The 25470-nt window shown below is 48.4% G+C and carries 27 protein-coding genes; 19 read left to right on the plus strand and 8 right to left on the minus strand.

Annotation, left to right across the window (positions count from 1 at the left end):
• The first annotated feature begins 168 nt into the window (after window positions 1–168).
• The 13 genes from GM173_RS00485 (at window position 169) to GM173_RS00545 (ending at window position 9458) form a co-directional block, all read left to right on the plus strand.
• Window positions 169–1161 carry a KpsF/GutQ family sugar-phosphate isomerase gene (locus GM173_RS00485; protein WP_203569375.1) on the plus strand — a complete coding sequence of 331 codons (993 nt, stop codon included), beginning with the start codon at window positions 169–171 and terminating at the stop codon, window positions 1159–1161.
• 80 nt (window positions 1162–1241) lie between these two features.
• Window positions 1242–1757, plus strand: a complete 516-nt coding sequence (gene kdsC / locus GM173_RS00490; protein ID WP_203569376.1) for a 3-deoxy-manno-octulosonate-8-phosphatase KdsC — start codon at window positions 1242–1244, stop codon at window positions 1755–1757.
• A gap of 9 nt (window positions 1758–1766) precedes the next feature.
• Window positions 1767–2363, plus strand: coding sequence for an LPS export ABC transporter periplasmic protein LptC (gene lptC / locus GM173_RS00495; protein ID WP_203569377.1), 597 nt, complete (start codon window positions 1767–1769; stop codon window positions 2361–2363).
• Entirely contained in the window at window positions 2320–2814 is a 495-nt protein-coding gene (gene lptA, locus GM173_RS00500) for a lipopolysaccharide transport periplasmic protein LptA (protein ID WP_275412312.1), read from the plus strand. Before lptC ends, lptA begins: the two co-directional genes overlap by 44 nt.
• Entirely contained in the window at window positions 2811–3533 is a 723-nt protein-coding gene (gene lptB / locus GM173_RS00505) for an LPS export ABC transporter ATP-binding protein (RefSeq protein WP_203569379.1), read from the plus strand. Before lptA ends, lptB begins: the two co-directional genes overlap by 4 nt.
• Window positions 3534–3568: 35 nt before the next feature.
• Window positions 3569–4951, plus strand: coding sequence for an RNA polymerase factor sigma-54 (locus GM173_RS00510; RefSeq protein WP_203569380.1), 1383 nt, complete (start codon window positions 3569–3571; stop codon window positions 4949–4951).
• 46 nt (window positions 4952–4997) lie between these two features.
• The gene (hpf, locus tag GM173_RS00515) at window positions 4998–5324 is read left to right on the plus strand and encodes a ribosome hibernation-promoting factor, HPF/YfiA family (protein ID WP_203569381.1); all 327 of its coding nucleotides are present in this window, start codon (window positions 4998–5000) and stop codon (window positions 5322–5324) included.
• 104 nt (window positions 5325–5428) lie between these two features.
• The gene (locus GM173_RS00520; protein WP_203569382.1) at window positions 5429–5899 is read left to right on the plus strand and encodes a PTS sugar transporter subunit IIA; all 471 of its coding nucleotides are present in this window, start codon (window positions 5429–5431) and stop codon (window positions 5897–5899) included.
• 198 nt (window positions 5900–6097) lie between these two features.
• Window positions 6098–7042 carry an HPr(Ser) kinase/phosphatase gene (hprK, locus tag GM173_RS00525; RefSeq protein ID WP_203569383.1) on the plus strand — a complete coding sequence of 315 codons (945 nt, stop codon included), beginning with the start codon at window positions 6098–6100 and terminating at the stop codon, window positions 7040–7042.
• Window positions 7042–7899, plus strand: coding sequence for an RNase adapter RapZ (gene rapZ, locus GM173_RS00530; protein ID WP_203569384.1), 858 nt, complete (start codon window positions 7042–7044; stop codon window positions 7897–7899). Before hprK ends, rapZ begins: the two co-directional genes overlap by 1 nt.
• Window positions 7892–8287, plus strand: coding sequence for a NusG domain II-containing protein (locus tag GM173_RS00535; RefSeq protein WP_308439561.1), 396 nt, complete (start codon window positions 7892–7894; stop codon window positions 8285–8287). The genes rapZ and GM173_RS00535 overlap by 8 nt, the downstream gene beginning before the upstream one ends.
• A complete protein-coding gene (locus GM173_RS00540; protein ID WP_203569385.1) occupies window positions 8268–8816 on the plus strand; it encodes a Gx transporter family protein in 549 nt (182 codons plus the stop codon). Before GM173_RS00535 ends, GM173_RS00540 begins: the two co-directional genes overlap by 20 nt.
• A 39-nt stretch (window positions 8817–8855) precedes the next feature.
• Complete coding sequence (locus tag GM173_RS00545; RefSeq protein WP_203569386.1) at window positions 8856–9458, plus strand: flavin prenyltransferase UbiX; 603 nt, start codon at window positions 8856–8858, stop codon at window positions 9456–9458.
• A gap of 33 nt (window positions 9459–9491) precedes the next feature.
• Here the strand turns inward: GM173_RS00545 and GM173_RS00550 are convergent, their stop codons facing one another.
• The 4 genes from GM173_RS00550 to GM173_RS00565 all read right to left on the minus strand — a co-directional run bounded on the left by GM173_RS00550 (window position 9492) and on the right by GM173_RS00565 (window position 12461).
• Window positions 9492–10850 carry an MATE family efflux transporter gene (locus tag GM173_RS00550; protein ID WP_203569387.1) on the minus strand — a complete coding sequence of 453 codons (1359 nt, stop codon included), beginning with the start codon at window positions 10848–10850 and terminating at the stop codon, window positions 9492–9494.
• Window position 10851: 1 nt separating this feature from the next.
• On the minus strand, window positions 10852–11175 hold the full coding sequence (locus GM173_RS00555) for a hypothetical protein (RefSeq protein ID WP_203569388.1): 324 nt from the start codon (window positions 11173–11175) through the stop codon (window positions 10852–10854).
• 385 nt (window positions 11176–11560) lie between these two features.
• Entirely contained in the window at window positions 11561–12007 is a 447-nt protein-coding gene (gene dtd, locus GM173_RS00560) for a D-aminoacyl-tRNA deacylase (RefSeq protein ID WP_203569389.1), read from the minus strand.
• A gap of 37 nt (window positions 12008–12044) precedes the next feature.
• On the minus strand, window positions 12045–12461 hold the full coding sequence (locus GM173_RS00565; RefSeq protein ID WP_203569390.1) for a hypothetical protein: 417 nt from the start codon (window positions 12459–12461) through the stop codon (window positions 12045–12047).
• Window positions 12462–12700: 239 nt separating this feature from the next.
• On the opposite strand from GM173_RS00565, the gene asd reads away from it, so the two are divergent.
• Window positions 12701–13807: an aspartate-semialdehyde dehydrogenase gene (gene asd, locus GM173_RS00570; protein ID WP_203569391.1), complete on the plus strand. Its 1107-nt coding sequence runs from the start codon at window positions 12701–12703 to the stop codon at window positions 13805–13807.
• A gap of 88 nt (window positions 13808–13895) precedes the next feature.
• On the opposite strand, the gene hemG is transcribed toward asd, so the two are convergent.
• Entirely contained in the window at window positions 13896–14444 is a 549-nt protein-coding gene (hemG, locus tag GM173_RS00575; protein ID WP_203569392.1) for a menaquinone-dependent protoporphyrinogen IX dehydrogenase, read from the minus strand.
• A 650-nt stretch (window positions 14445–15094) separates the two neighbouring features.
• On the opposite strand from hemG, the gene GM173_RS00580 reads away from it, so the two are divergent.
• Both GM173_RS00580 and GM173_RS00585 read left to right on the plus strand, forming a co-directional pair.
• Entirely contained in the window at window positions 15095–15565 is a 471-nt protein-coding gene (locus tag GM173_RS00580) for a DoxX family protein (RefSeq protein WP_203569393.1), read from the plus strand.
• The gene (locus tag GM173_RS00585; protein WP_203569394.1) at window positions 15562–16047 is read left to right on the plus strand and encodes a peroxiredoxin family protein; all 486 of its coding nucleotides are present in this window, start codon (window positions 15562–15564) and stop codon (window positions 16045–16047) included. The genes GM173_RS00580 and GM173_RS00585 overlap by 4 nt, the downstream gene beginning before the upstream one ends.
• 322 nt (window positions 16048–16369) lie before the next feature.
• On the opposite strand, the gene glmS is transcribed toward GM173_RS00585, so the two are convergent.
• Window positions 16370–18193 carry a glutamine--fructose-6-phosphate transaminase (isomerizing) gene (gene glmS / locus GM173_RS00590; RefSeq protein ID WP_203569395.1) on the minus strand — a complete coding sequence of 608 codons (1824 nt, stop codon included), beginning with the start codon at window positions 18191–18193 and terminating at the stop codon, window positions 16370–16372.
• Between the two features lie 165 nt (window positions 18194–18358).
• Between glmS and GM173_RS00595 the strand changes: the two genes are divergently transcribed.
• Window positions 18359–18658 (plus strand): hypothetical protein, encoded by a 300-nt coding sequence (locus GM173_RS00595; protein ID WP_203569396.1) that lies wholly within the window; start codon window positions 18359–18361, stop codon window positions 18656–18658.
• A 148-nt stretch (window positions 18659–18806) separates the two neighbouring features.
• Window positions 18807–19901: an AI-2E family transporter gene (locus GM173_RS00600; protein ID WP_203569397.1), complete on the plus strand. Its 1095-nt coding sequence runs from the start codon at window positions 18807–18809 to the stop codon at window positions 19899–19901.
• 142 nt (window positions 19902–20043) lie between these two features.
• On the opposite strand, the gene GM173_RS00605 is transcribed toward GM173_RS00600, so the two are convergent.
• Together GM173_RS00605 and GM173_RS00610 are read right to left on the minus strand one after the other, a co-directional pair.
• Window positions 20044–21663 (minus strand): methyl-accepting chemotaxis protein, encoded by a 1620-nt coding sequence (locus GM173_RS00605; protein ID WP_203569398.1) that lies wholly within the window; start codon window positions 21661–21663, stop codon window positions 20044–20046.
• A 60-nt stretch (window positions 21664–21723) separates the two neighbouring features.
• Window positions 21724–22566, minus strand: a complete 843-nt coding sequence (locus GM173_RS00610; protein WP_203569399.1) for a PhzF family phenazine biosynthesis protein — start codon at window positions 22564–22566, stop codon at window positions 21724–21726.
• A gap of 114 nt (window positions 22567–22680) precedes the next feature.
• Between GM173_RS00610 and ppc the strand changes: the two genes are divergently transcribed.
• Window positions 22681–25443 carry a phosphoenolpyruvate carboxylase gene (gene ppc, locus GM173_RS00615; RefSeq protein WP_203569400.1) on the plus strand — a complete coding sequence of 921 codons (2763 nt, stop codon included), beginning with the start codon at window positions 22681–22683 and terminating at the stop codon, window positions 25441–25443.
• Window positions 25444–25470: the final 27 nt, after the last annotated feature.

Here is a 25470-nt window from a genome sequence, read left to right on the forward strand (position 1 = left end):
TCGATTATAGCCGAGCTCGCTGTTGTTGACGTTGCGTTTACGGTCGCCAAGCCTGCGTGAGTCGCCAGTTGTGTAAATTCTGACACGGTGAACGGTGCACTTGGTGCTGTCATCAACTCGCAAGGTCTTTTATACTGCGCGTTGGATTGGCTTGGAAATAACCTCTTTATGAAAGCGATAGAAGCGGGATTTGAGTTGGCATGGTCGGCAAGTGAAGTCGCGCGTCGTGTGATGCAGATTGAAGCAGAAGCCATCTCAGCGGTTGCATCACGATTGGATACTCAATTTGATCGAGCCTGCCAATTGTTGCTGGCCTGTCATGGTCGCGTGATTATTATGGGCATGGGCAAATCAGGACATGTTGCGCGTAAAATCGCCGCTACTATGGCCAGCACCGGAACGCCAGCGTTCTTTGTTCATCCCGGTGAAGCCGCGCATGGCGATTTGGGTATGATTACATCGGCCGATATCGTGTTGGCCTTATCTAACTCGGGTGAAAGTGATGAACTGGTTGCCTTATTACCAAGTTTAAAACGCCTGGGGGTCGCGCTGGTCGCGATGACGGGTAATCTTAAGTCGACACTGGCTTTGGAATCCAATGTGCATTTGGATGTCGCAGTCGCCGAAGAGGCCTGTCCACTCAATTTGGCTCCGACGGCGAGTACCACGGTGGCCTTGGCATTGGGCGATGCCTTAGCGGTGGCTTTACTAGAGGCCAGAGGTTTTCAGGCAGAAGATTTCGCGTTGTCACACCCGGGGGGCACTTTAGGGCGTCGCTTATTGGTTCATGTCCGTGATCTAATGCACCATGGCGAGCGCTTGCCGGTGGTGCAAGATGATGTCCCTTTGCGCGATGCCTTGCTCGAGATTAGCCGTAAAGGTTTAGGAATGACCGCCGTAGTCAATTCAAGTGGCGAGTTGGTCGGTGTGTACACCGATGGTGATTTGAGACGCACTTTGGATCGTGATATCGATCTTCGTACCACCGCGGTGAGTGCCGTGATGACGCCAAACCCTGCTACTATTGAGGCTTCGCGCCTTGCCGCGGAAGCGGTGCAAGTAATGGAATCACGCCGTATTAATGGCCTATTGGTTCAAGATCAGGGTCGTTTAGTCGGCGCTTTGAATATGCATGATCTACTCCGTGCTAGAGTGGTTTAGAGGGTATATTTATCTAGGCATTGTTAAGCTTGGATTTTAATGTGATACCTAAGATTATTTAGATAGAAGAAGGAAGCTCAATGCTTGAGCAGGCAAAGCAAGTTCGATTGATGATTTTTGATGTTGACGGTGTGATGACCGATGGCCGTTTGTACTTTAACGACGCCGGTGAAGAAATGAAGGCCTTCAATTCTTTAGATGGGCATGGCTTAAAAATGCTGCAAAACAGTGGCGTGAAATTGGCCATTATTACAGGCCGCACATCCAACTTAGTGCTGCACCGCGCGCGAAATTTAGGTATCGAGTATGTTTATCAAGGCGCGCATGATAAACGCGCTTCGTTTGAAGAACTTATTCGCGAAGTCGGCGTGAGCGCAGAACAGTGTGGGTATATGGGCGATGACGTAATTGATTTGCCGGTGATGCGCCGCGTGGCGTTTGCAGCTGCGGTGCCGGATTCTCCGGCCTTGGTACGCCAATATGCCCATTATGTAACGGGTAGCCAAGGCGGAGCGGGGGCGGTGCGTGAAGTGTGTGAGCTGATTATGCAATCGCAAAACACCTTGGATGCCGCGTTGGCGCCCTATTTGAGTTAGGGGGTGGTCTTGCGCAGTTTAACTACATGGGTATTACCCCTGTTACTCTTAGTGATCGTCGGTAGCCTGATCTGGGTACTTAGTCGTGTCGCGACGAATTTGGCCCTACCTAATCGAGTTGATTTAAATGCGCCGGATCTGATTGCTAATGAAGGGACTCTTGTACGCTTTGATGAAGCGGGCTTAAAGCGCTCGCACCTTGTGGCAAGTCGGGTTACCCATGTGCCTGCTGAAGATACGATGTTGTATGAGTCGCCGGTATTGACGCATACTCAAGCCAGTAAGCCGACGGTGGTGGTGATTGGTACCCGAGCACGCTCAATTCGTAAAGCGTCAGAAACTTGGTTTTACGACGCAACACAATTACGGCGTGCGCCCTATGATAATCATGCCGAGTTAATCATTGATGGCCGTGATATTTGGATTGATGGCCATGCGCAGATTGCTAAGTCAACACAGTTTGTGACCGCTAAAATGGGACAAAGCCATGCTGAAGCCGTGGGATTTGTCTTGAATAATCCATTAGAAACCCTAGAACTTAAATCTAAAGTAAAGATGACCTATGTCCCGATACCTCGTTCTGCCGCTCCTCGCGCTAATCCTTAGTTCTCCATCATTTGCCGAAAAGGCAGATCGTGAAAAACCGATGAACATCGTTGCTGATCATTGTTTGGCTGAGCAGAAAACCCAGCAAACCGTGTGTACTGGCAACGTGATTGTGACTCAAGGCACGATGGTGATGCGTGCTGATAAAGTAGTGATGCGCCAAGACGCCGATGGTAAACAATTTGCCAAGGGCGAAGGCCGTCCTGTGCGTTTTAAACAAAAATTAGATAGCGGTGAAATGCTCGATGCTGAATCTTTGAGCTTTGATTACGATGAAGTCAAAGGTGAAATGGTGCTGATTGATAAAGCCTGGGTCAAAAAAGGTCAGGATGTCGTTATGGGTGACACGATTAATTACAATTTGAACACTGAATTTTATCAAGCACAAAGTAAACCTGGTAATCGCGTCAATATTACGATCAACCCGAAAAAGAAAGACGCCGCCAAATGAGTGTGTTGAAAGCGCAGCATTTACAAAAATCGTATAAAAAACGCACTGTCGTCCGCGATGTTTCGATTGAAGTCGCCAGTGGCGAGGTCGTTGGTCTTTTGGGGCCAAATGGCGCCGGTAAAACCACCAGTTTTTATATGATTGTGGGTTTAGTCCGGATGGATTCTGGCTTGATTGAGCTCGATGGTGTAGATGTAAGTCAGCAGCCTATTCATAAACGAGCTCGTCTGGGCTTGGGTTATTTGCCGCAAGAGGCTTCGATTTTTCGCAAAATGACCGTGGCAGAAAATATTCAAGCGGTACTTGAATTGCACTACTCAAGCAAAGAAGAAATCAATACTCGTTTGGATGAGTTGTTGCATGATTTGCATATTGGGCACTTGCGTGACAGTGGCGCACTCAGTTTATCGGGTGGTGAGCGTCGTCGTGTTGAAATTGCCCGTGCTTTGGCATCGAATCCGCAGTTTATTTTGCTTGATGAACCGTTTGCTGGCGTAGACCCCATTGCGGTGATTGATATTCAGCGGATTATTGGTTTTCTGAAAGGCCGCGGGATTGGTGTTTTAATTACCGATCACAATGTGCGGGAGACACTCGGGATTTGTGATCGCGCTTATATCATCTCGGAAGGCGCGGTGATTGCCGCTGGTAAACCCACTGAAATTGTGAATAATGAAGATGTTCGCCAAGTGTACTTGGGCGAGCATTTCAAAATGTAGTGGTATTAAACCGCATTATTTAGGCCACACGTGTCATGAAGCAAACCTTGCAGCTGCGAATGTCGCAGCAGCTCAATTTGACTCCCCAACTTCAGCAGTCGATTAAACTGTTGCAACTTTCCACGCTTGATTTTCAGCAAGAAATTGAACAATTCTTAGCGGAAAACCCCATGCTAGAGCGTGAGGATGGCGTGACTGATGCCGGTGAAGAAGCGGCGCCACTTGAGGCTAGCGAGGTGGTGGAAGAGGGCGATAGCTTGCGTTGGGACGAGGTCAGGTCAGGCCAATCGTTTGATGAAGATGATGAAAATGACCCTGCTTTACGAGTACCGAAAACCGATTCACTCCGTGATTATTTGCTAGAGCAAAGTGGTTGGTTGGTGCTGCCAGAGCGTGATAGGGCTTTGATTACTTTACTGATTGATGCGCTAGATGATGATGGTTTATTAAGCCAAAGTTTAGATGAGATTTACGCACAAATACCTGCCGAGCTGATTGCGGAATTAGAATTAGAGCCAGAAGAATTGCAAATTGCTTTGCAGCATTTGCAGCAGCTTGAGCCACTTGGAGTTGGGGCAAGAGATTTGGCTGAGTCACTTAGCCTGCAATTGCGTGTTTTACCAGATAATCCAGTGCGTAATATTGCCATGCGATTGGTGAATGAAGGTCTCGATTTATTGGCGCAGCGGGATTACACTAGACTTAAACGTCAACTGCAATGCGACGAAGCAACACTTCGCGAGGCACAAACTTTAGTGCGTGGCTTAACGCCAAGACCCGGTGCCAATTGGTCTGCAGAAACGACGCGCTATGTATTGCCTGATGTGATTGTGAATAAAGTTCGTGGCCAATGGCAGGTACGCTTGAATTCGGCGGCGCAGCCTAAACTTAGAGTTAATGAGATGTATGCAAAGTTGCTGCAGGGTGATTCAGCACTTGGCTTAAGTGGTAAGCTACAAGAAGCACGCTGGTTGATTAAAAGTGTTGAGCAGCGTGGTAGTACGATTTTGCGGGTTGCTGAAGCAATTGTCGCGCGGCAAAAAGCATTTTTTGAGTATGGCGAGGTTGCAATGCGACCTTTGGTATTACGGGATATTGCTGATGAATTGGAACTCCATGAGTCGACCATCTCTCGTGTAACAACTCAAAAATATATGCTGACGCCACGCGGTGTATTTGAGTATAAATACTTTTTTGGTAGTCACGTTGAAAGTGAAAGTGGTGGTGAAAACTCCGCCACATCGATCAAAGCTTTGATCAAACAACTAGTACAGCAGGAAAATACGCACAAACCTTTATCGGATAGTGCTATAACTGAAGAACTCGCACGGCAAGGTGTGGTGGTTGCGCGACGCACCGTTGCTAAGTACAGGGAGGCGTTAATGATTCCTCCCGTTAATCAGCGCAAGTGTTTGTAAAAGCACATCGCCTTATACAAAAGCACAAAAACCGAAGGAGTAGTATATGAACCTCAACATTAGTGGTCATCATCTGGAAGTTACACCAGCGATTCGTGAATACGTGACAAGCAAAATTGAACGTACGACACGTCATTTTGATAATGTGATTGATGTTGCCGTCATTTTGTCGGTGGATAAGCTGGAACATAAAGCCGAAGCAACGATTCATGTTGTCGGCAAAGATCTTCATGTTGAGTCAATCGATGCGGATATGTATGCTGCAATTGATAGCCTTGCTGATAAACTGGATCGTCAGATTATTAAATACAAAGAAAAGCAATCTGGCCATCGTAATGAAGCCATCAAGCACCAAGCGGTGATCGAAGAATAATCCGTTGCGCAAGCAACACAACGGGAACGCCGCGAGTCGTTCCCGTTTTTGTTTCTCGGAGCGCAGGTTACAATGGCGGCTCCTTTAAGGACATAAGTTTGAACATGAGCCTGATTAGCAAAATCCTCCCCGTTGCCAATGTATTTCTTGATTTGGACGTGGGTAGTAAAAAACGCGTTTTTGAACATGTCGGTATTGTGTTTGAAAATAGCCACGGTATTGCGCGTAGCGTAATTTTTGATAGTTTATTTGCCCGAGAAAAGCTAGGTTCAACAGGCTTGGGGCAAGGCGTCGCGATTCCGCATGGCCGGATTAAAGGTTTGAAAGAAGCAGTTGGCGCTTTTGTCCGTCTCAAAGAGCCTATTCAGTTCGATGCCCCCGATAGCAAGCCAGTTTCATTGATTTTTGTGTTGTTGGTTCCTGCCAACGCGACCGATCTGCATTTGCAAATTTTGTCAGAATTGGCGCAGTTGTTTTCTGATAAGCAATTGCGTGAAGAATTACTTGGATTGCCTGAGGCGACGGCAGTGTGGGAGCAAATTTCCCAATGGGAACCCTACGCTTCAGAGTTTTAAGCCAACACAGCCCTCAGCTTTTGCCTGAGGGCTTCTTATTTGGGGTGGCCTGTTGGGCACTCAGTCTGTTTGGCAGAGCAAGTCATAGTGCGTGCGTCAGCTGGAACAGTGGTGCACCGGAACTTTTGCCTTAGCATTCAAAGTCTGTAGTAAAATTTATTATTCAATCATTTCCAAAATTGATCAACGCGAGCCAGCATGCCTCAAATCACTGCCCGACAACTTTTTATCGATAATGCCGAGAAATTGCGCCTGACTTGGGTGGCTGGGCAGTCGGGGGCGAATAATTTGCTGTCTAATGACGCGTCGGAGCAAAAGCCCTCGTTGTCTTTGGTGGGGCATTTGAATTTTGTGCATCCAAACCGAATTCAAGTGCTGGGTATTGCTGAAGTCGCCTATCTGAATGGCCTCTCGGCCGATATTCAGCATTCGAGTTTGAATCAGCTGTTTGCCAATGATATGTCGGCGATGATTGTTGCCAATGGGCAAGTGGTACCTGATTCATTGCGTGAAGCTGCTGAGCGACATCATGTGCCTTTGCTGACGAGCCCAGAGCAATCACCTTATTTGATGGAGGTATTGCGCTATTACCTAAGTAAAGCATTGGCTGTGTCGACACACCTGCACGGGGTATTTTTGGATGTACTCGAAGTCGGTGTTTTGTTAACCGGTGAATCGTCAATGGGTAAATCTGAATTGGCGCTAGAGCTCATTTCACGCGGTCACGGTCTTGTTGCGGACGACGTTGTTGAAGTCTATCGCACCAATCCAGAAACCTTAGAAGGCCGCTGCCCGCCAATGTTGCGTGACTTTTTGGAAGTGCGCGGAATTGGTGTGTTGAATATTCGGACGATTTTTGGTGAAACCGCAGTTCGCCCGAAAAAAACGCTCAAGTTGATTGTGCATCTGGCCAAAGCCGGCGGTGAAGCTGTGGCGCCCGTTGATCGATTGCAAATGCAGGCTGCCACACAGGCGATTTTGGATGTTCCCGTTCGCAAGCTAGTGATTCCGGTGGCGGCGGGGCGCAATTTGGCTGTCTTGGTCGAGTCTGCCGTGCGCAACTATATTTTGCAGCTGCGCGGAATTGATTCGACGCGTGAGTTTATTGAGCGCCACCAAAAATTCATGGAAATGGGTGAGTAATGCATCGCAATCAACAGTTGGTGATTTTGTCGGGTTTATCGGGCGCAGGTAAAAGTGTCGCATTGCGGGCGCTGGAAGATTTGGGTTTTTATTGCCTCGATAATTTACCCGCTCCTTTATTGCCGCAAGCGGTTTCGATGTTAGATCGCGATGGCTATCCGAAAGTGGCGATTGGTATCGATGCGCGTAGCGCCCATAATCTGGCCACTTTTCCCGATCATTTGGCTGCGCTGATGGATTTGGGTTTAGACGTGCGCATGATTTACCTTGAAGCGAATAATGAAGTGTTGGTCAAACGCTATTCAGAAAGCCGCCGCAGCCATCCATTGTCCAAAGGCGAGTTAACCGTCACGGAGTCGGTGGCCTTAGAGCGTGAAATGCTGGAAACCATCCGCGAAATGTCGCATGCGATGGATACCTCGGGTTTATCTGCTGCGCAACTGCGCGTTTGGGTGCGTGATTTTATTGATTCGGATCGTGCCAAATTGACCCTGATTTTTGAGTCATTTGGTTTTAAACACGGCTTGCCGCTCGATGCTGATTTTGTGTTTGATGCGCGTTGTTTGCCGAATCCTTATTACGATCCTGTATTGCGTCCGCTCACCGGCATGGATCAACCAGTGGCGGATTTCTTAATGCGCCAACCGACGGTTGGCAGCTATTTCACGCATATTTTAGGTTTTTTAGAGCGCTGGTTGCCGGAGTTCGAACGCGATCAGCGTAGTTATGTGACGGTGGCGATTGGTTGCACGGGTGGGCAGCATCGCTCAGTCTATTTAGCCGAAGAATTACGCCGCCACTTTGCGCGCAATCGCCAAGTGTTGGTGCGTCATCGCGAACAGCATCATCGTGCCTAACACTGCTTGGCGGCAATGGCTGCAAATGATGCAGCCCGGTGATTATCTAATGTTGTTTTGTTGCATTGCGCTGTGGTTGGTCATTACGCCCTCGTGTTGGTCGCAGGGCAGCGCTACGCGCGTCAAAGTATTTCAAGATGGTCAATTGTTTGCCGAGCTTGATTTGGCTGCGGCTCGGACTTTGGCGATTGCTGGGCCGCTTGGCGATACCGTTGTTGAAGTCGCAGCGGGTCGCGTTCGGATTGTTAGCGATCCTAGTCCGCGTCAGTATTGCGTGCGCGCCGGTTGGCTTACCCAAGCAGGGCAAAGTGCCATTTGCCTACCCAATCGCACCAGTATTCAACTCATTGGCAATCAGCCTCTCGCGTATGACAGTCTCACCTATTAAGCGCACCTTTAAAGTCACTGCTGAGGATGAATGGATTGCACGCTTGGCTGCTTGTGCCATCGCTTTGGCGGTGGTTGAGGCCGCCATTCCTTCGCCAATTCCTGGCTTTAAACCCGGTTTGGCGAATATTGTCACCTTAATCGCATTGCAACGTATGGGTTGGAATGCGGCAGTTTGGGTTTCTTTGCTGCGGATACTGGGGGCTGGGCTGGTTTTGGGGGGATTTTTCTCGCCCGGATTTGTAATGAGTTTGGGTGGCGGCATTGTGAGTTTGCTGGTGCTGGGCTTGGCGCAATATTTGCCGCGCCGCTGGTTTGGCTTAGTGTCACTGTCGATGCTCTCTGCGCTCGGGCATTTGGGCGGACAACTCATCATTGCACGCTTATGGCTGATTCCGCATAACGGTATTGTTGTGTTGATTCCCGTGTTAGCGGCGATGTCGATTGTGTTTGGCTTGATCAATGGTTTGATTGCGACGCGATTATTGCGTGATGCTGAACCGAGTGCTCCACCGGAGAGTCAGAGCTGAGTATTCGTTCAATTATCGCGGTTTCTTGAGGATTTAATAATGAAAACCATTACTCTGGCTTTTACTGGCGCTTCTGGCTTGCCGTATGGTTTGCGTACTTTGGAATGCTTGCTCGCGGCGGGTTGCAAGGTGCGTTTGGTGTATACGCAAGTGGCGCAAATTGTGGCCAAGCAAGAGCTGGATTTAACATGGCCGAGTCGTGCGGCAGATTTGGCGGAATTGCTGCGCGCGCAATATGGTGTGAGTGACGCTGAGCAATTGCAGGTGTATGGACAAAGTGAATGGTTCGCGCCGATGGCGTCAGGCTCAAATCCGGGGGATGGCATGATCGTCGTACCGTGCACGATGGGCGCGCTGTCGGCGATTGCTAATGGTGCATCGGATAATTTGCTCGAACGCGCTGCTGATGTGATGATCAAAGAGCGTAAAACGCTGATTTTAGTGCCGCGTGAAACGCCGTTTTCGGCGATTCATTTAGAGCATATGCTGAAACTCTCGCGCCTCGGCGTTGTCATTTTGCCGCCGAACCCCGGCTTTTATCACCACCCCAAAACGATTGAAGACTTGGTTGATTTCGTCGTGGCGCGGATTTTAGATCAAGTGAATGTGCCGCATCAGTTGATGCAACGCTGGGGTGAGTAGGGGTATGATTATCTAGCCATTCATAATCAAAAGCTAGTTGGATATACCCTGAGTTAGTGCTCGTTTGCTGATGCGCTGGAAAAAGACGTACAGCGCAATTGCCGCGAAGGTCAGTGCAATCACTAACGCTAGCCAATAGCCAGCCGGACCTTGTGCGCTAAATGGTCCAACGCCAAAAGTCAGTGCATAGCCCAGTGGAATCCCAATCACCCAAAACGCAGTCAGATGAATCGCCAGCGGCATGCGCGTTGATTTATAGCCGCGCAATACGCCCGCCACGACAATCTGCGTGGCATCCGAAAATTGAAAAATTCCCGCCAACAATAAGAGCTGCGCCGAAAGCAATATCACCGCAGGATCGGCTGTGTACCATGTCGCAATCGTGTTGCGGAACAAAATAATCATACTTCCCGAAACGACAGCAAGGATAAAACCGAGGTAAATCCCAGTTTGACCGATAAAGCGTGCCAGAGTGTAGTCACCCGCGCCAATCGCTTGGCCAACACGAACGGTGAGGGCGGTACTGATGGCGAGTGGAATCATAAAGGTTAATGAGGCAAAATTAAGTGCGATTTGGTGCGAGGCGACGGTGGTGGTGCCGAGTTTGGCGATAATCAGCGCAATCAAGCTAAATGCGCTGGCTTCGACAAAAAACATGATCCCAATAGGTATTGCCAGCTTAGCCAATTGTTTTTGAGTTTGTAGCTGAATACCCTGCAATTTTCTGAATGGATGAGTTTCACGATAAATCGGCGATACCCAAATCCAGATGATCCATAGCAGCGCACTAAACCACATACACAAGGCCGTCGCCCATGCGCAACCGACTGCGCCCAGCGCTGGAAATCCCCAAACGCCATAAATTAGTACATAGTTGGCTGGAATATTCAGCAGTAGCGCCAAGATCGAAATCATCATCATAGGCTTGGTTTGATTCAAGCTTGAGCTATAGCCATATAGCACGCGGGCAATCGCGACGGCCGGAAAGCCCCAAGAAATGACTGCTAAAAAGTCACTTGCCTTGGCCGCGACATCGGAGGTGAGGCCGATATGAGCAAATATCGGCAGCAAGCTATGGGCAATTAGCATCATCACCGCGGCGACCAGCACGCTTTGGTACAAGGCTTGCTGCGTGAGTGCAGGGATTTCATGAAACGCTTTGGCACCGACTTTTTGCGATGCCATTGGGCTAATCGCAATTAGTAGGCCAAACATCGTTACAATCATCACGCTCCAGATCGATGTACCGACTGAAACAGCCGCCAAATCACCCGCGGACAAATGCCCCGCCATCACGGCATCGACAAAGCCAGTTCCCGTTTGCGCGAGCTGACCGACCATAATCGGCCAAGCTAAAATCCATGTTGCTTTGGCGTCTTGTAAACGAGGCATTTTATCCTTTGGGTATCGGGCGCGCTGGCTCGAAAGTTGCAAGTAATTCCGGGAATCGGCGTTGAAATAGCAGGGCTTCATCGCAACTCAGTCCGAGGATTAATAAACTGCCATCGGGTAAATTGTGGGTTGCCAAGCTCAGGCTGTGTGCCGCAGCAAAGGCACGCAATAAAGACTGCGGGCCGGTATAGGGCGCTGCGCGAAGCTGTAAAGCATTATGCTCGCGATACGTATCAAAATTAAGTCGTTTGTTTTTAATCACGGCGGGTGATTTGCGGGTTGATTTTTGGTTTTGTTGTAGGTCGAGTTCTAAACAGTCGTACATGGCAAGCTCCTGAGAAACTCGCCGGTGATTGATTTTTTGTTCCAATCACCGACGCTTTAGCGGAATTTCGATTGCGCCCCGCAAGTTGTCGATTAATTGGCGCAGTATTGAATAAGTCGAAAATTCCCACGTATCGTTGCCGTGCTTTGCCGTACTACTGGTGCTGGCGTTGCGTGTGGCTTGCGTGAAAACTTTCGCATCAAAACTTAGAAAAACAAAAAACCCACGTGCAGTGGGTTCGCACGCTTTAGCAACATTTATAAAGCGCCCTGCAAGCTGGGTTTCAAATCGGCGCTGAAATCATTGTGCGCTGGGCACGACTAGCTCGTCAAGTACGGGTTTATCCTAGGTCTGTTGAGATTCGCAAACCGAATCTCAACAGACTCTAGTCTTTACTATCAATGAACACCGTGACTGGCCCATCGTTGGTGAGCGAGACTTGCATATCAGCGCCAAATTGCCCTGTTGGTACGGGTTTGTTCAGCTTGAAGCTTAGTTGCCGCACAAATTCATCAAACAGAGGCTGGCTGATTGGGCCCGGCGCCGCATCGCCCCAGCTTGGGCGATTGCCCTTTTTGACTTGGGCAAACAGCGTAAATTGGCTGACCGCTAAGGCTTCACCACCAACATCGAGTAGTGAGCAATTCATCACGCCTTTTTCATCAGAAAATAGCCGTAGATTGCAAATCTTATTCACCAGCCATGTGATATCAGCCTCGTTGTCGTCATGGCCTACACCGACCAATAATAATAAACCAGAGTTAATTTCCCCGACTGTCTGTGCCGCGACCGTCACTTTGGCTTGGCTCACTCTTTGAATTAATACCCGCACAACTGGTTTCCTTGCTGCTCAATATCAGATGTCGCGATTATTCAACTGCAATGGTTTCGTTGTAAAGGCTGTCATGTGATTTGGCTTTTTGCGCCAAGCTGGCAAATTGATTGCTCGCCGCAGGGGTGACTGGCGCGTTGACTTGGCTGAGCATGTAGCGAAATTTGAGTTCTTCTTCGGGGGCAAATTCTCGCAAGCGATTGAGGTCACGAATGATGGAGCGCATTAAGGGGGGAATAGGCGCTAAATCATTGCTGCGATATTCAAAAGCATGCGCTTGTTCGCTTGCAACACACATTTGAATGCGAAAGCTGAGTTCCGCATGACTACGCGCGCTTAACTTTTTAGTTGTTTTATGTTGCTGCTTGGGCGCTTGTATCGTGGTAATCAGTTCGGGGTGGCGTGCTTTTCGATAAATAACATTTTGGGCAATGTTGAGAAATTTTCCTAGCATGCAATATTACCTTTTGCTGATATGTAACTTTTTTCATTGTAATATTATGTAAATAGTAAGTGCAAGAAAACTTTCCATTTTCTTTCTGCTTTTGTTTGTTTTTTGTGCGTAGGAAAAGGCATTCATGGCTGTGACTGGTTTGCAGCAATCGATACGCTCTGTGGACTAGTCAGGCATACGGAATTTCACTAATATCTATGTTCTGAATTTAATTTGAGTTGTCGCTAAAGGAAGTAATCATGAAACGGGTTGGTTTAGTCGGTTGGCGCGGTATGGTGGGTTCGGTTCTGATGCAACGTATGCAAGAAGAAAAGGATTTCGATGTGATCGATCCTGTATTCTTCACCACGTCGCAAGCGGGTCAAGCTGCACCGAATTTCGGTAAAGATGCGGGCACCTTGCAAGACGCCAACGACATCACCCAATTGGCGGCTATGGACGTGATTATTTCTTGCCAAGGTGGCGATTATACGACTGAGGTATTCCCAAAACTGCGCGCAGCAGGTTGGGAAGGCTACTGGATCGATGCGGCATCTACATTGCGTATGGAAGACAACGCGGTGATCGTTTTAGATCCAGTTAATGACGACGTGATCCAAGGCGCGTTGGCCAAAGGCGTGAAAAACTACATCGGCGGCAACTGTACCAATTCGATCATGCTGATGGGTATGGGCGGTTTGTTTAAAGCAGGTTTGGTCGATTGGGTTTCGTCAATGACTTACCAAGCTGCTTCAGGCGGCGGCGCAAACCATATGCGCGAATTGTTGAAGGGCATGGGCGTAGTGTATGGCGCGGTAGCTGATGAATTGGCAACGCCTGCATCTGCAATTTTAGAAATCGATAAAAAAGTGGCACACACGATTTCTAATGACGTGCCAACTGATTACTTTGGCGCGCCATTGGCGGGCGGCTTGATCCCATGGATCGACAAACAACTTGATAACGGCCAATCGAAAGAAGAATGGAAAGGCCAAGCCGAAGTAAACAAAATCCTCGGTACTGATGCGACGATTCCAGTCGATGGTTTATGCGTACGTATCGGTGCAATGCGTTGCCACAGCTTGGCGTTGACGATCAAACTCAAAAAAGACCTGCCATTGGCTGAGATCGAATCAATCATCAAATCGGGCAACGATTGGGTGAAATGGGTGCCTAACGACCGTGAAATCACGGTCAAAGAGCTGATCCCAGCGCAAATCACTGGCAAGCTCGATATCGGTGTAGGCCGCGTACGTAAACTCAATATGGGCCCGGAATACATCAGCGCGTTTGTTATTGGCGACCAATTGCTGTGGGGCGCTGCTGAGCCGCTGCGCCGCATGTTGCGGATTTTGTTGGCGAAGTAATTCGTATTGATTTAAAAAACGGGGTGATTTCACCCCGTTTTTTTTCGTCTATTGATCTGTGTTGGCAAAATAGCCTGCGCTGCATCAATCAGCGGCGCTGTGTCGCTAATTCTGCCAGCTGCTCAGCAAAAGATTGAACTGCATGCCAGTCAGTAAACTCAGTGCTAACACTGGGATTAGTTGGCCCGCCAGTTAGCAGCATAATCAGCCGGATCATTTGCCGATCTATCCAGCGATACCTTGGATAATCAAGCTTGCCAGCGATCGCACAGGCGGCGATTGGCTTAATTGCATATTGATTCAGCAATTTTTTGAGGTAGGTATTGCGATTGAGATCGCACTTTTCCCTGTTGCGCGCGGTCAAGTTGACCGAGATTACCGCCAAAGCGAGCGTATTGAGTATCGAGCGATGACGCTGTAGCCACCGAGTCGCGGCGGGCAAGTGTTTGCCATAACGCACTGCCGCCACGAGCACGATTAAACTCGCTTGCTGGAGCGCGTTTTGCTCTGGGGCTGCTTGATGCAGATCGAGTAGCACGCAGTGCAAATCAGCGTTTGATAAATGCTCGGCAAGCAGGGTTGCAATTCGTTGCGCCTGCCCATCATGGCTGGCATAGGGAATCAGAATAGTCGGCATAGATTGTTTTGATGGCTCATCTTCTGGTGCATTTGCAGTTAGAGTGCCTGCGCGATCACGACTTTGCTTGGCGTGGTTTGAGCGAATAGAGGCGTTTGCCTCTGTCTATTTATGCAACGTCAGCGTTGAGATGTTCAAGCCATAGCTGAATCCAGATGGGTTGCTCCGGAATGAAATGTTGGGTTAGGGCTAAATTGTCTGTTTCATGTAAGTTCATGATGATTCCAAAAGTGAGGTTGAACGATGTCAACATCCTCTTTTTGTTGCGATGCAGCATTGATCAGCATCAAGCGAAGGGTGACTTCTTTCGATTGAATCGATGAAGTGCGCATACTTATCGGATCGCCATGGGCACGGTCAACATCATGTCAATCAATGGCATTGATTGTTCAAAATCATGTAATTTTATTACTTTTTCCTCGGGCGGCGACCGTGCATGAAATGCGGACGTCTTGCTTTCCTGTCAGCGTTTGTCTGCGTAGTACGATGAGCTGTTGCTGCTGTTAGTCACAGTTTTCTTGTCTATCCTGTGAATGTTTTCGTCTTTAATTTGGGATTGGCCGTCTTCATTGAAGGATTTTTTAGTATTAGGTGTAAGCCGTTGGCTGCTCACCCGACTAAAGCAGCAAATATTCCTCAAGGAAATGATGATGTCTCGATGTTCTTGGTTTCAGCGCCTTGCGAAGGCACAATCACTCGATTTACTTGCCCCACTGGCCGATTTGCTGCTGCGCTTGTATCTCGCCAAAGCTTTCTTTCTCTCGGGGCTGACTAAAATCGCTGATTGGGAAACGACCCTTGCGCTGTTTAGCGACGAATATCATGTGCCGTTGTTGTCGCCATACTGGGCAGCAATAGGTGGCACAGTGGGCGAGCTGGTGCTGCCCGTGTTGCTGGTGTTTGGCCTGTTTACGCGCCTGTCGGCGGTAGGGCTGTTTGCGCTTAATCTGGTGGCCGTACTCTCGTACTATCATGTGCTCAAAGATATCCCCGCGGCGCTGCAAGACCATCAGGAATGGGCTTTGATGCTACTGGTGTTAGCTGCTAGGCCACTGTCGCGCTGGAGTTTGGATGCCGTATTGTTCCGCCGTTGTGATTCGACTGAAAGGCGCAACTCATGAGCAAATTCTGGCTGAGTCTCGTGCTGACTTTGAGTATGGCGCAGAGTATCGCTGCGCCGTTACTGACTGGAAATGACATTGTGAGTGGCAAGCCGATTAGCCTTGCTCAGTATAAAAACCAGACCGTGCTGTTGGTATTTTTTAGCGCCGGCTGCACCACCTGTGTGTATAACTTCAAGCTGATCCGTGAATTTTATAAAGCCAATCGAGCCAGCCATTTTGGCGTGATCGGTGTTGGCCTTGACAGTAAACCTGGGCTATTTCGCAGTTACGCCGAGCTGGTGCGCGCCACCACGCCCAAAGATGAGCAATTTCCGCTGCTATGGCGTTTGGGGGCGACCCACCGGGATGGTTTTGGTGAGCTAAAAAATGATTCAACGGTGTTTGTGATTAGCAAAAACGGTGAGATCACGCTTAAGCGCGAAGGCGTGATCAAAGACGATGATTGGGACGAAATTTGGACGTCGCTGCAAGCGAATTAATTACCAAAGCCGTGTATCAACTCGTTCATCTCGTGCAGGGATTCACAATAGTTATGTAGTTTGGATAGGTATATTAATTAGTGTTATATTTTACTTTGGCTTGGTGGCTATACCTTGAAAAATTATGGTGAAGCGCTGAAAAATTGGGCTTAATTTGTTAGCGTCGCTAGCACCGAAGAGCACACTGCAACAACGGCAAGTCGCAAATAGGCAATCTGTATTTAATGGTCAGACGGTTTGCGCTTAGCTGCGGAAGTATAATCAACGGGGTCATAATCAATCGAGTCTGACCCCTTTGATTTTTAAAAATCTTAAAAGTGGCTTATTCAACGGTCACGCTTTTGGCTAAATTACGAGGCTTGTCAATATCTGTTCCTTTTTTGTAAGCTGTGTGGTAGGCCAGAAATTGCAAAGGCAGCGTGAAGACAATCGGTGCTAATGGACCCGTTTGGCTTGGTAGTGTGATAGTGCGGTAACAGTAGGGGAATGCCGCTTCGCAACCGGGCTCGGCAATTAAGAAAATCTTACCGCCGCGCGCTTCAACTTCACGCAGATTCGATAGTAATTTATCAAATAACTCGTCGTTGGCGGCGCAGACAATGACGGGCATGTCTTCATCAACAAGCGCGAGGGGCCCATGCTTGAGTTCGCCTGCGGCGTAACCTTCGGCATGAATATAGGCAATTTCTTTGAGTTTGAGTGCCCCTTCTAGTGCAATCGGGAAGAGGGTGTGTCGGCCAAGAAATAGGGCGTGATTGTAGTGGCTCAGTAGATGTGACCATTCTTCAATCTGTGTTTCAACCGCAAAGGCATCGTTGAACATGGCTGGTAAGCGTGGCAAGCAATTGGCCAATTGGGCGAGCACGTCTGGGGTTAATGTTTGGCGATGTTGCGCGAGTGCGCCTGCCAGTGTAAATAGCGCGGCGAGTTGGGTGGTGAATGCTTTGGTCGAGGCGACCCCGATTTCAATGCCTGCATGCGTCAAAATCACGAGGTCGGCTTCGCGGGTGAGTGTGGAGTGAGCAACATTGCACAACGCCAATACATTGACTTGACCGCGCTCTTTGGCGGAGCGAAGCGCGGCTAATAGATCCGCAGTTTCGCCAGATTGTGAAATCGCCACGATTAGTGTGCCGTCTTGTTCTCGTCCACTGCGATAACGGTATTCACTGGCAATATCAACACTAACGGGTAAGCCTGTGTATTCCTCAATCCAGTATCGAGCGACCAGTCCGGCGTGGTAGCTTGAGCCGCACGCCACGATGCGAACGGCGGTCGTATTGGTAAATATCTCGTTTGCATTGCTGCCAAACAGTGCTGGTGAGAAGCCTTGTTTAAGCGCTGGCGCGAGGGTGTCGGCCAGAGCGGTTGCTTGAGCAAAAATCTCTTTTTGCATGTAGTGGCGATAGGGACCCAGATCGGCTGAATCGGTGACTACGTCTAAGGTGCGAGCCGTACGTGTGACAGGGTGGCTATTGAGATCAAAAATCTCAATGGTTTCGCGTTGCACGACCGCAAGGTCACCTTCTTCGAGGTAAATCATGCGCTGAGTCAAAGGGAGTAATGCGGCAATATCAGAGGCAAAGAACTGCTCTCCAAATCCTAGGCCTAATACCAAAGGGCTACCTTGGCGGGCGCAAATCAATAAATTTGGCTCATGCAGGCAACTGACACCAATCGCAAATGCGCCACGTAGGCGTGGAATTGCGGCTTGTACTGCGGTTTGTAAATTGGCGCATTGTTGATATTCGAGATGAATTAAGTGCGCAATGACTTCGGTATCGGTTTCTGAACTAAATGTATAACCAGCGGCCTGCAGTTCTTGTTTTAATTCAGCATGATTTTCGATGATGCCGTTGTGCACCACCATGATTGAGTCGCCACCTTGATGGGGGTGCGCGTTGGCTTCTGAAGGAATGCCGTGGGTAGCCCAACGAGTATGTGCGATGCCACTGTTGCCTTGGCTGTTTTTGCAGCGCAATGCTAAATCGGCAACACGGCCTGCAACACGGATTCGCTCTAGTTGCTGCTGATGATTGAGGGCGATTCCGCTTGAATCGTAACCCCGATATTCAAGGCGAGCTAATCCAGCTAATAACATCGGTACTACATTGCGATCTGATACTGCGCCAACAATTCCGCACATAAAATTGATTCCTCATAATGGTGCATTGCATCATCGAAATGTAGAAGAAATACTGCCCCTTGTCGCTACTTAAATACCCGCATTACCGTTTGACGGATTCCGCTTCTAAGCTTGTGGTTGCTCACTAAAGTGAAGCAAGGTGCCACTTCTGTGTAGGAGTTCATGATGACAATTCAGTTGCTTTCTATGGGAGTAATCGGTGTGCGATTGCTGGATTGTATTTTGACATCGAATGCGACCTATCCAGATGAACTGGCAGATCAAATTGTGAATGAAATCAATCACTATTTGGTGAAAGCGCCTTTGAGCGAAAAACCGCTGCTATTTCATTTAGCCTGTGAAGTCCATGAGGCATTGAGTGATCGATTTGGGCGCGTAGATTCTTTGCAAGTCAGGCGAGACATTGCTAATTTGATGGGCTTGTTGATTTATCGTGCGCGGATGACTGCTAATCAAAGTCGCTAGTTGGCTAGTTAAATTGAAATGTTTGCCATGTCGCCCTGAGTAGTTGGGCGATTTTTTTGTGCAGTTTTAATTGGTTTATTGGCTTGCAATACAGAAAATGCATGTTTTGGCTTATGCTAGCGAAACTTTTGTCTAGAGTAAGCCAGCTATGAAAAATAAAACTGCAGATCTGATTGAGCCACTGATTGCATTGGCTGCGATATGTCTATTGTCGCTGACCATATATGCGATTATGAAGCCATTTTTGGCCGCCACTTTGTGGGCGGGTATTTTGGTCTTGTCGACTTGGAAGCCTTACTTGAAACTAGTGAAGTTGTATCAAGGGCGACGAGCGATTGCTGCCGTGACCATGATGGTCGCGTTTGGCGGGTTTTTCTTACTCCCCGTTATTTTTGCGGCAAGTGATTTTGCCTCTGTAGCAACTGAGTGGGGTATACAGGTAAAGAGCGCTTTTAGCAATGGTTGGCCAAAGATACCTGATTGGATGGCTGGGATTCCTCTTGTTGGCTCGAATATTGAGCAGTTCTGGTTGAAATTAGGAGATCGTGACGCGGAAACTTTGCAAACAATACGTAGCTATGTTTCGCCAGCGTCACAGTTATTGCTGATGTTGGTGACTGAAATTGGCAGTGGCATGATGTTGTTGGCGATGAGTTTGTTTATTGCGTTTTTTATTTATTTGGATGGCGAAGAGCTGCTGGCATGGATTCGCGGTTTTATGGAGCGAGTGGCTGGTGAGCGGAGTACCGAGCTATTGGCTGTGTCCCTTAGCTCAACTAAAGGTGTCGTGTATGGTTTTATTGGTACTGCGCTGGCGCAGGCAGTGTTATCTTGGTTTGCCTATTTAGTGGCTGGCGTGCCCAATGCGACTTCATTAGGCTTTGCTAGTTTCCTGCTGGCTTTATTGCCAGGTGGCCCGGTTCTGTTAGGCTTGCCGGCTGCGGCGTGGTTATACCATCAAGGGGAAGTGGGCTGGTCCATCTTTATGGTGTTGTGGATGTTAGTGGTGGTGAGTTCGGCTGATAATGTGATTAAGCCTTTGTTAATTGGTAAAGGCAGTCGTTTACCGTTTATTTTAATTTTATTCGGGGTACTAGGCGGCGCGCTGGCTTTTGGCATGTTAGGGGTGTTTATTGGCCCTGTGTTGTTAACTGTCTTTTATGAGCTGGCACGTAGCTGGATTTTCTTTCCTAAATCATTGCCGCCAGCCGCTTCAAGCAATCAGGCTGATCGTGCAGATTGATTGTGCTTTTACGAACTGAGTTTGCTTTGCCGCTATGTAATTCATAGCGGCTTTTTTGTGGCGTGATTCAATCCAGAATGTTGGTCGAAATGAAAAAGCCCAAGCATTACGCTTGGGCTGTTGGTGTTTTTGCGAGTAGAGCTTAAAGCTTAAATTTATGCACCAGAGATGCAAGTTGATCAGATACCACTTTAATTGATTGAGCCGCACCCACAGTGCCTTGAGCTGCAGACATAGTGCCATTGGAGGACTGGGCGACTTCATCAACGTCATTGCGAATGGCCATGCTTGAGGTGACTTGTTCTGACAGAGAGTTGCCAATCTGGCCGACGACTGCTGCGGTCGCTTCAGTTTCTTGGCGAATTGCTTTCACGGCTTCGCCACCTTCTTTGGCTTGGCGAATCCCTTCTTTGAGCTGAACGACCATTTCATCCATGCGCGTTTTCGCGTTTTGGCCGCTGCCTTGTACGGCGGTGATGGTCAGGCCAATTTCTTGCGTGGCTGAGCTGGTTCGTTCTGCCAATTTACGTACTTCATCGGCGACGACCGCAAAGCCACGACCCATATCACCGGCGCGAGCGGCTTCAATTGCGGCATTAAGTGCCAGCAAGTTGGTTTGGTCTGCCACATCACGAATCACTGCAATAACAGCAGAGATGCTGGTCACACGCTGTGCTAAATCATCAATGCTGCTTTGAGTGTCACCCACTGCTTGTTCAATATCGGCAAAGCGTTTCACGGCAGATGAAAGTACATTCAAGCCTTTTGCAGAAATCTCTGTCGCGGATTCACTTTGCTGACGTGCGGTATTGGCTTGTTCTTCTGCTGCGCGGGTTTGATCGGCAAACACTTCGGCGGTGTGGGCAATTCGGCTCGCGGCATTGCCTTGTGCTTCAATGAGGCGATTGCTGTCTTGTGCTCGTGCAACGATATCATCGCTGGTGTGATGTAAGGTATTAACGGCTTGCGAGAGTTGCGACATCACGGTACGCAATGACTCACGCATACGGATAACCGAGCCGAAAATACTGTGTGGAGACGCTGAACCAATTTGGGTCGTGTCTTGTAAATTACCATCTGCGACGCTTTGGACTAATTTGAGAACATCAGCGGGTTCGCCACCGAGATCGTTCAAAATTCGACGTACGGTGGTCAGCATAAAGAATCCGACGATACCGGCGACGATCAAGCACACGATGACTTGCCAGCGCGCATTACTCCAAAAACGAGCGTCTGCTTCGGCAAAACTAACGCCGTTACCAACAATCCAGCCCCAGCGTGGTGTTTTCTGTGCGACTGACAGTAGCTCAACAACTTTCCCATCTCGCTCAGAAGTCCAAGGGTAGGAAGTCAGAGCGCCACCTGATTTTTCGAGTGCCGCTACGGCAATCGCGCCAACGCTGCCACCTTTGGCATCTTTAAATTCATTAAAGCTGGTGCCATGTAGTTGTGGGTCGAGTGGTGTGGCGATGAAGTTGAGTTTTTCGTCGGTGACGTAAACATATTCTGACTTATGATATTTATTCTCGCGCAGAATTTGCGTTGCGATTTCTTTGGCTTGTTCGTCGGTGAGCTTGCCACTGGCAGCTAAATTTTCTAACTGCGCGATACTGAGATAGGTGCTGCGTAATAACTGCTCAATCCGAGCTTGATTGTCTGAGGCGCTCATATCACGCATCGTGCTAAGACCAACGAGCATAACGCCAATTAGTGAAATCAGCACCGCGATGGAAAGCGTCCATGCTTTAAATTTTAATGTCATTGCTTGCTCCAGATATCAAACTTCAAGGGGTATATAGCTCTTGGTATTATGCCTTGAATATTAGAGTTCAATTATACCATTTCCTAGGTAATTCACTTTCCCGCTCACATGCACTTGTAGTTGTAGATCAACTTTGACATTAATAATAGACAGGCGGCTGATTAATTTCTGGATTGTATGGCCTTGTTCAATTTTGAAATTGATCGGGGTTTTTGCACCCGTTGCAATTAAGTAACTCGCTATGTTGGCAGCAGCAATCCCAGAACCAAAATCTTCGATGATTTGAAATGGATCGGCGCTAAAGCAGCGTAGGGTCACAAGATCGTGATCGATACTCCAAATCGTTGCTTGGACTAGTGATTTTGGGCTGGCTAAACAATGGGTTAGCAGTGCCGGGTGAGGCTTGGCTTGGAGTACACTTTGTCTTGAACGAACTTGAATCATCAATTGTTCAAGCCCGCTGTCGACAAATAAAATCGGATTAATGATGTCTTTGGCGCTGATGTCGAGCGCTTGTGCGATTTCGAGATGTCCACGATCACAGGGGCGGGTACTACCCGCTGGGCAAATCAGGGTGCTGCTTTCATTAAGATACTCTACGGTGGTAGTGCCTGCATCGGTGTGAATAAGGGTTGTTTTAAAGTTCGGATCTTGCTGATGAAGTAAAGCCGCTACACCGAGCAATGCACGCCCCGAAGTGGGCAATTGGTACTGGGGGGTGAAACACATTAATTGATGGTGAAACGTACTATAAAAAGCCACTTCAACCCCGCCCATTTGATAAGCCAATGCCTGACATTCATCAGGATGCGGTAATTCATCGCAACTAAATATAAATAGTGGATCACCAGAGCGCGGTTTCTCTGCGAAAATATTAAAAATATGAAAGTTAAATTGTGGCATTTCGCAATCGCCCAGAAAGAAAAGGTTGCTGCCACATAATGGGGCAGAAAATGGCATTGTTTGGTAAAATGCCAGCAATATATTGTCTTGAACTTCTATTTGTTGGACTGCCCCATGCCTGTGAACTTACCTATTGCTGAGAAAGACCAGCCCTTAAAGCGGGATCTTGATCTCCTTGCTGCCTTGTTGTCTGACACGATTCGTGAACAGGCAGGTGCTGCGACTGCTGAACAAATTGAAGCGATTCGCCAGTTGGCTTTTCGTTATGTCCAAGGCCATGAGCCTGATGCAGGTAAAGCGCTGGCTCGTTCTTTAGCTGTTTTGGACATGCCAACTACGATGGCTCTGGTGCGGGCGTTTAGCTATTTTTCGCACTTATCCAATATAGCAGAGGATTTGCATCATAACCGTCGCCGTCGCGTGCATAAAATCGCTGGGTCTGCGCCACAACGCGGTAGCATTGCGGCAGTGATTGATGATTTGATTGCCAGAAATGTTAAACCATCGGAGATGTTGGCATTATTGGGTGATACGCTAATTGCACCCGTGATGACGGCTCATCCAACCGAAGTAAAACGCAAGACAATTCTGAATTGCCATAATGCGCTGGCGGCTTTGTTGACCGAACGTGATCGTAGCCAAATGACGCCAGAAGAAACTCGCGCCAATCAAGAGGCGATGGAGCGCGTGATGCTGACGCTATGGCAAACGCGTGAAGTGCGTACTGTGAAATTGACGGTGCAAGATGAAATCGAGAACGGCTCAACGTTTTTCCGCAATACCTTCTTGCACGAAATTCCTCGCTTATACCAAGATTTAGAAGACAAATTCTCTGAGATGAATGGTGAAGCCATTCAACTGCCTAATTTTATTCAAGTCGGTAGTTGGATTGGTGGCGATCGTGACGGCAATCCGAATGTGACTGCTGAGGTGATGCGCTACGCGGTTTCTCGTCAAGCTGGCGTTGCTCTAGATTACTACTATCAACAGTGCTTGAAACTTGAAGGCGAGTTGTCGATGTCGACTCGTTTGGTCGCGGTTGACCAAGCATTGTCTGAACTTGCCGCAACTGCGGTTGAAGATCAAGCACGTAAAGACGGCGAGCCATATCGTTTAGCTGTGTCAGCGATTGCCTCGCGTATTTTTGCTACGGCGTTAGAAATTGGCACATTCCACCATGAATTACATGATGTAGCCCATGCGCCAGCGTATAAAAATGCGGAAGAATTGACAGCTGATTTAGCAATTATTGCGAATTCATTGAAAGCGCACGGCGCGGCAAAAATCGCGAACGGCCGTTTACGTCGTTTGCAACGTGCGGTTTCAGTCTTTGGTTTCTTCTTGGCTCCTGTAGATATGCGCCAAAACTCAGCGATTCATGAAAAAATGATCAATGAGTTATTCCAACAAGCTGGGCTTGAGGAATATAGCAAACTCGATGAGCAATCTCGTCGTACGGTGCTATTGCGCGAATTGGCCAGTCCGCGTCCTTTAATCTGTCCGTATGATGTGTCGTACAGCCCTGAAGTTCAGCAAGAGTTAGATATTCTCCACGCAGCGGCTGAATTGCAAGCGCGCTACGGTGAGGCGGTATTGCCAAACTATATTATTTCTAACTGTGAATCCGTTTCGGATATGTTGGAAGTGGCGGTCTTGCTCAACGATGTGGGTCTGGTGTCTTTGGCACCGCAAGTGCGTAGCAAAGTGAATATCATCCCATTGTTTGAGACGACACCTGACTTGCGCAATAGTGGCAAGATCATGGCTGAAATGTTTGCCTTGAGCCAATGGCGTCAGTTACTCAATTGCCGTAATCATGTGCAAGAAGTAATGCTGGGTTATTCCGATTCGAATAAAGAGGGCGGTTACCTCACGTCGAACTGGGAGCTTTATAAAGCTGAATTGAACTTGGTGGATGTCTTTACTGCTGCCGGTATTAAGTTGCGTCTATTCCATGGCCGCGGCGGTACTGTAGGTCGTGGTGGTGGTCCAGCGTATGATGCGATTCTGGCACAGCCCCCAGGCTCAGTGAACGGACAAATTCGGATTACCGAACAAGGTGAGGTGATTACTGCCAAATACGCAGATCGAGAAGTTGGTCGCCGTAATCTTGAGATTCTGGTTGCCGCTACTTTAGATGCAAGTTTCCAACCTGCGATTGTAGAGACTGACGACGTCGTTGCTCGCCGTGCCTTGATGGAACGTTTATCATCGCGCGCCTATCAGTTCTATCGTGATTTGGTGTATGCAACGCCTGATTTTATTACCTACTTCCTAGAAGCAACGCCGATTAAAGAAATTCCAAATCTGAATATCGGTTCGCGCCCAGCCGCACGTAAAAACACCACCAGCATCGGTGATTTGCGCGCGATTCCTTGGGTATTCTCTTGGTCGCAATGTCGTTTGATGTTGCCGGGTTGGTATGGTTTTGGTACTGCGATTGCTGAGTATTTGGCCGAGACAGGTGATGAAGGCTTAAGTTTGCTGCGTGATTTGTATGCAAATTGGTCATTCCTACAAGTAACGATCTCCAATATGGAAATGGTATTGGCAAAATCGGATATCGCGATTGCAGAGCGCTACTCAGAGTTGGTGCAGGATCAAGCTGTGGCTGAGCGTATTTTTGGCCGTATTAAATCAGAATGGCAGCGTTCAGTGGATGCGGTTTTAGCAATTACTGGTCACTCGCAATTGCTGGGCGACAACCCAACGTTGGCACGTAGTCTGGATAATCGTTTGCCATACCTTGACCCGCTCAATCATTTGCAAGTTGAATTACTCAAGCGTATTCGTGGCGGCGATGATTCAGAAGAGCTGCGCCATGCGGTGCATTTGACGATTAACGGGGTTTCAGCCGGTTTGCGTAATAGCGGCTAACATTCTCAGTCATACGAAGGAAAACGC

The sequence above is a fragment of the Deefgea chitinilytica genome (assembly GCF_016881405.1).
In the GTDB taxonomy this organism is placed as follows: domain Bacteria; phylum Pseudomonadota; class Gammaproteobacteria; order Burkholderiales; family Chitinibacteraceae; genus Deefgea; species Deefgea chitinilytica.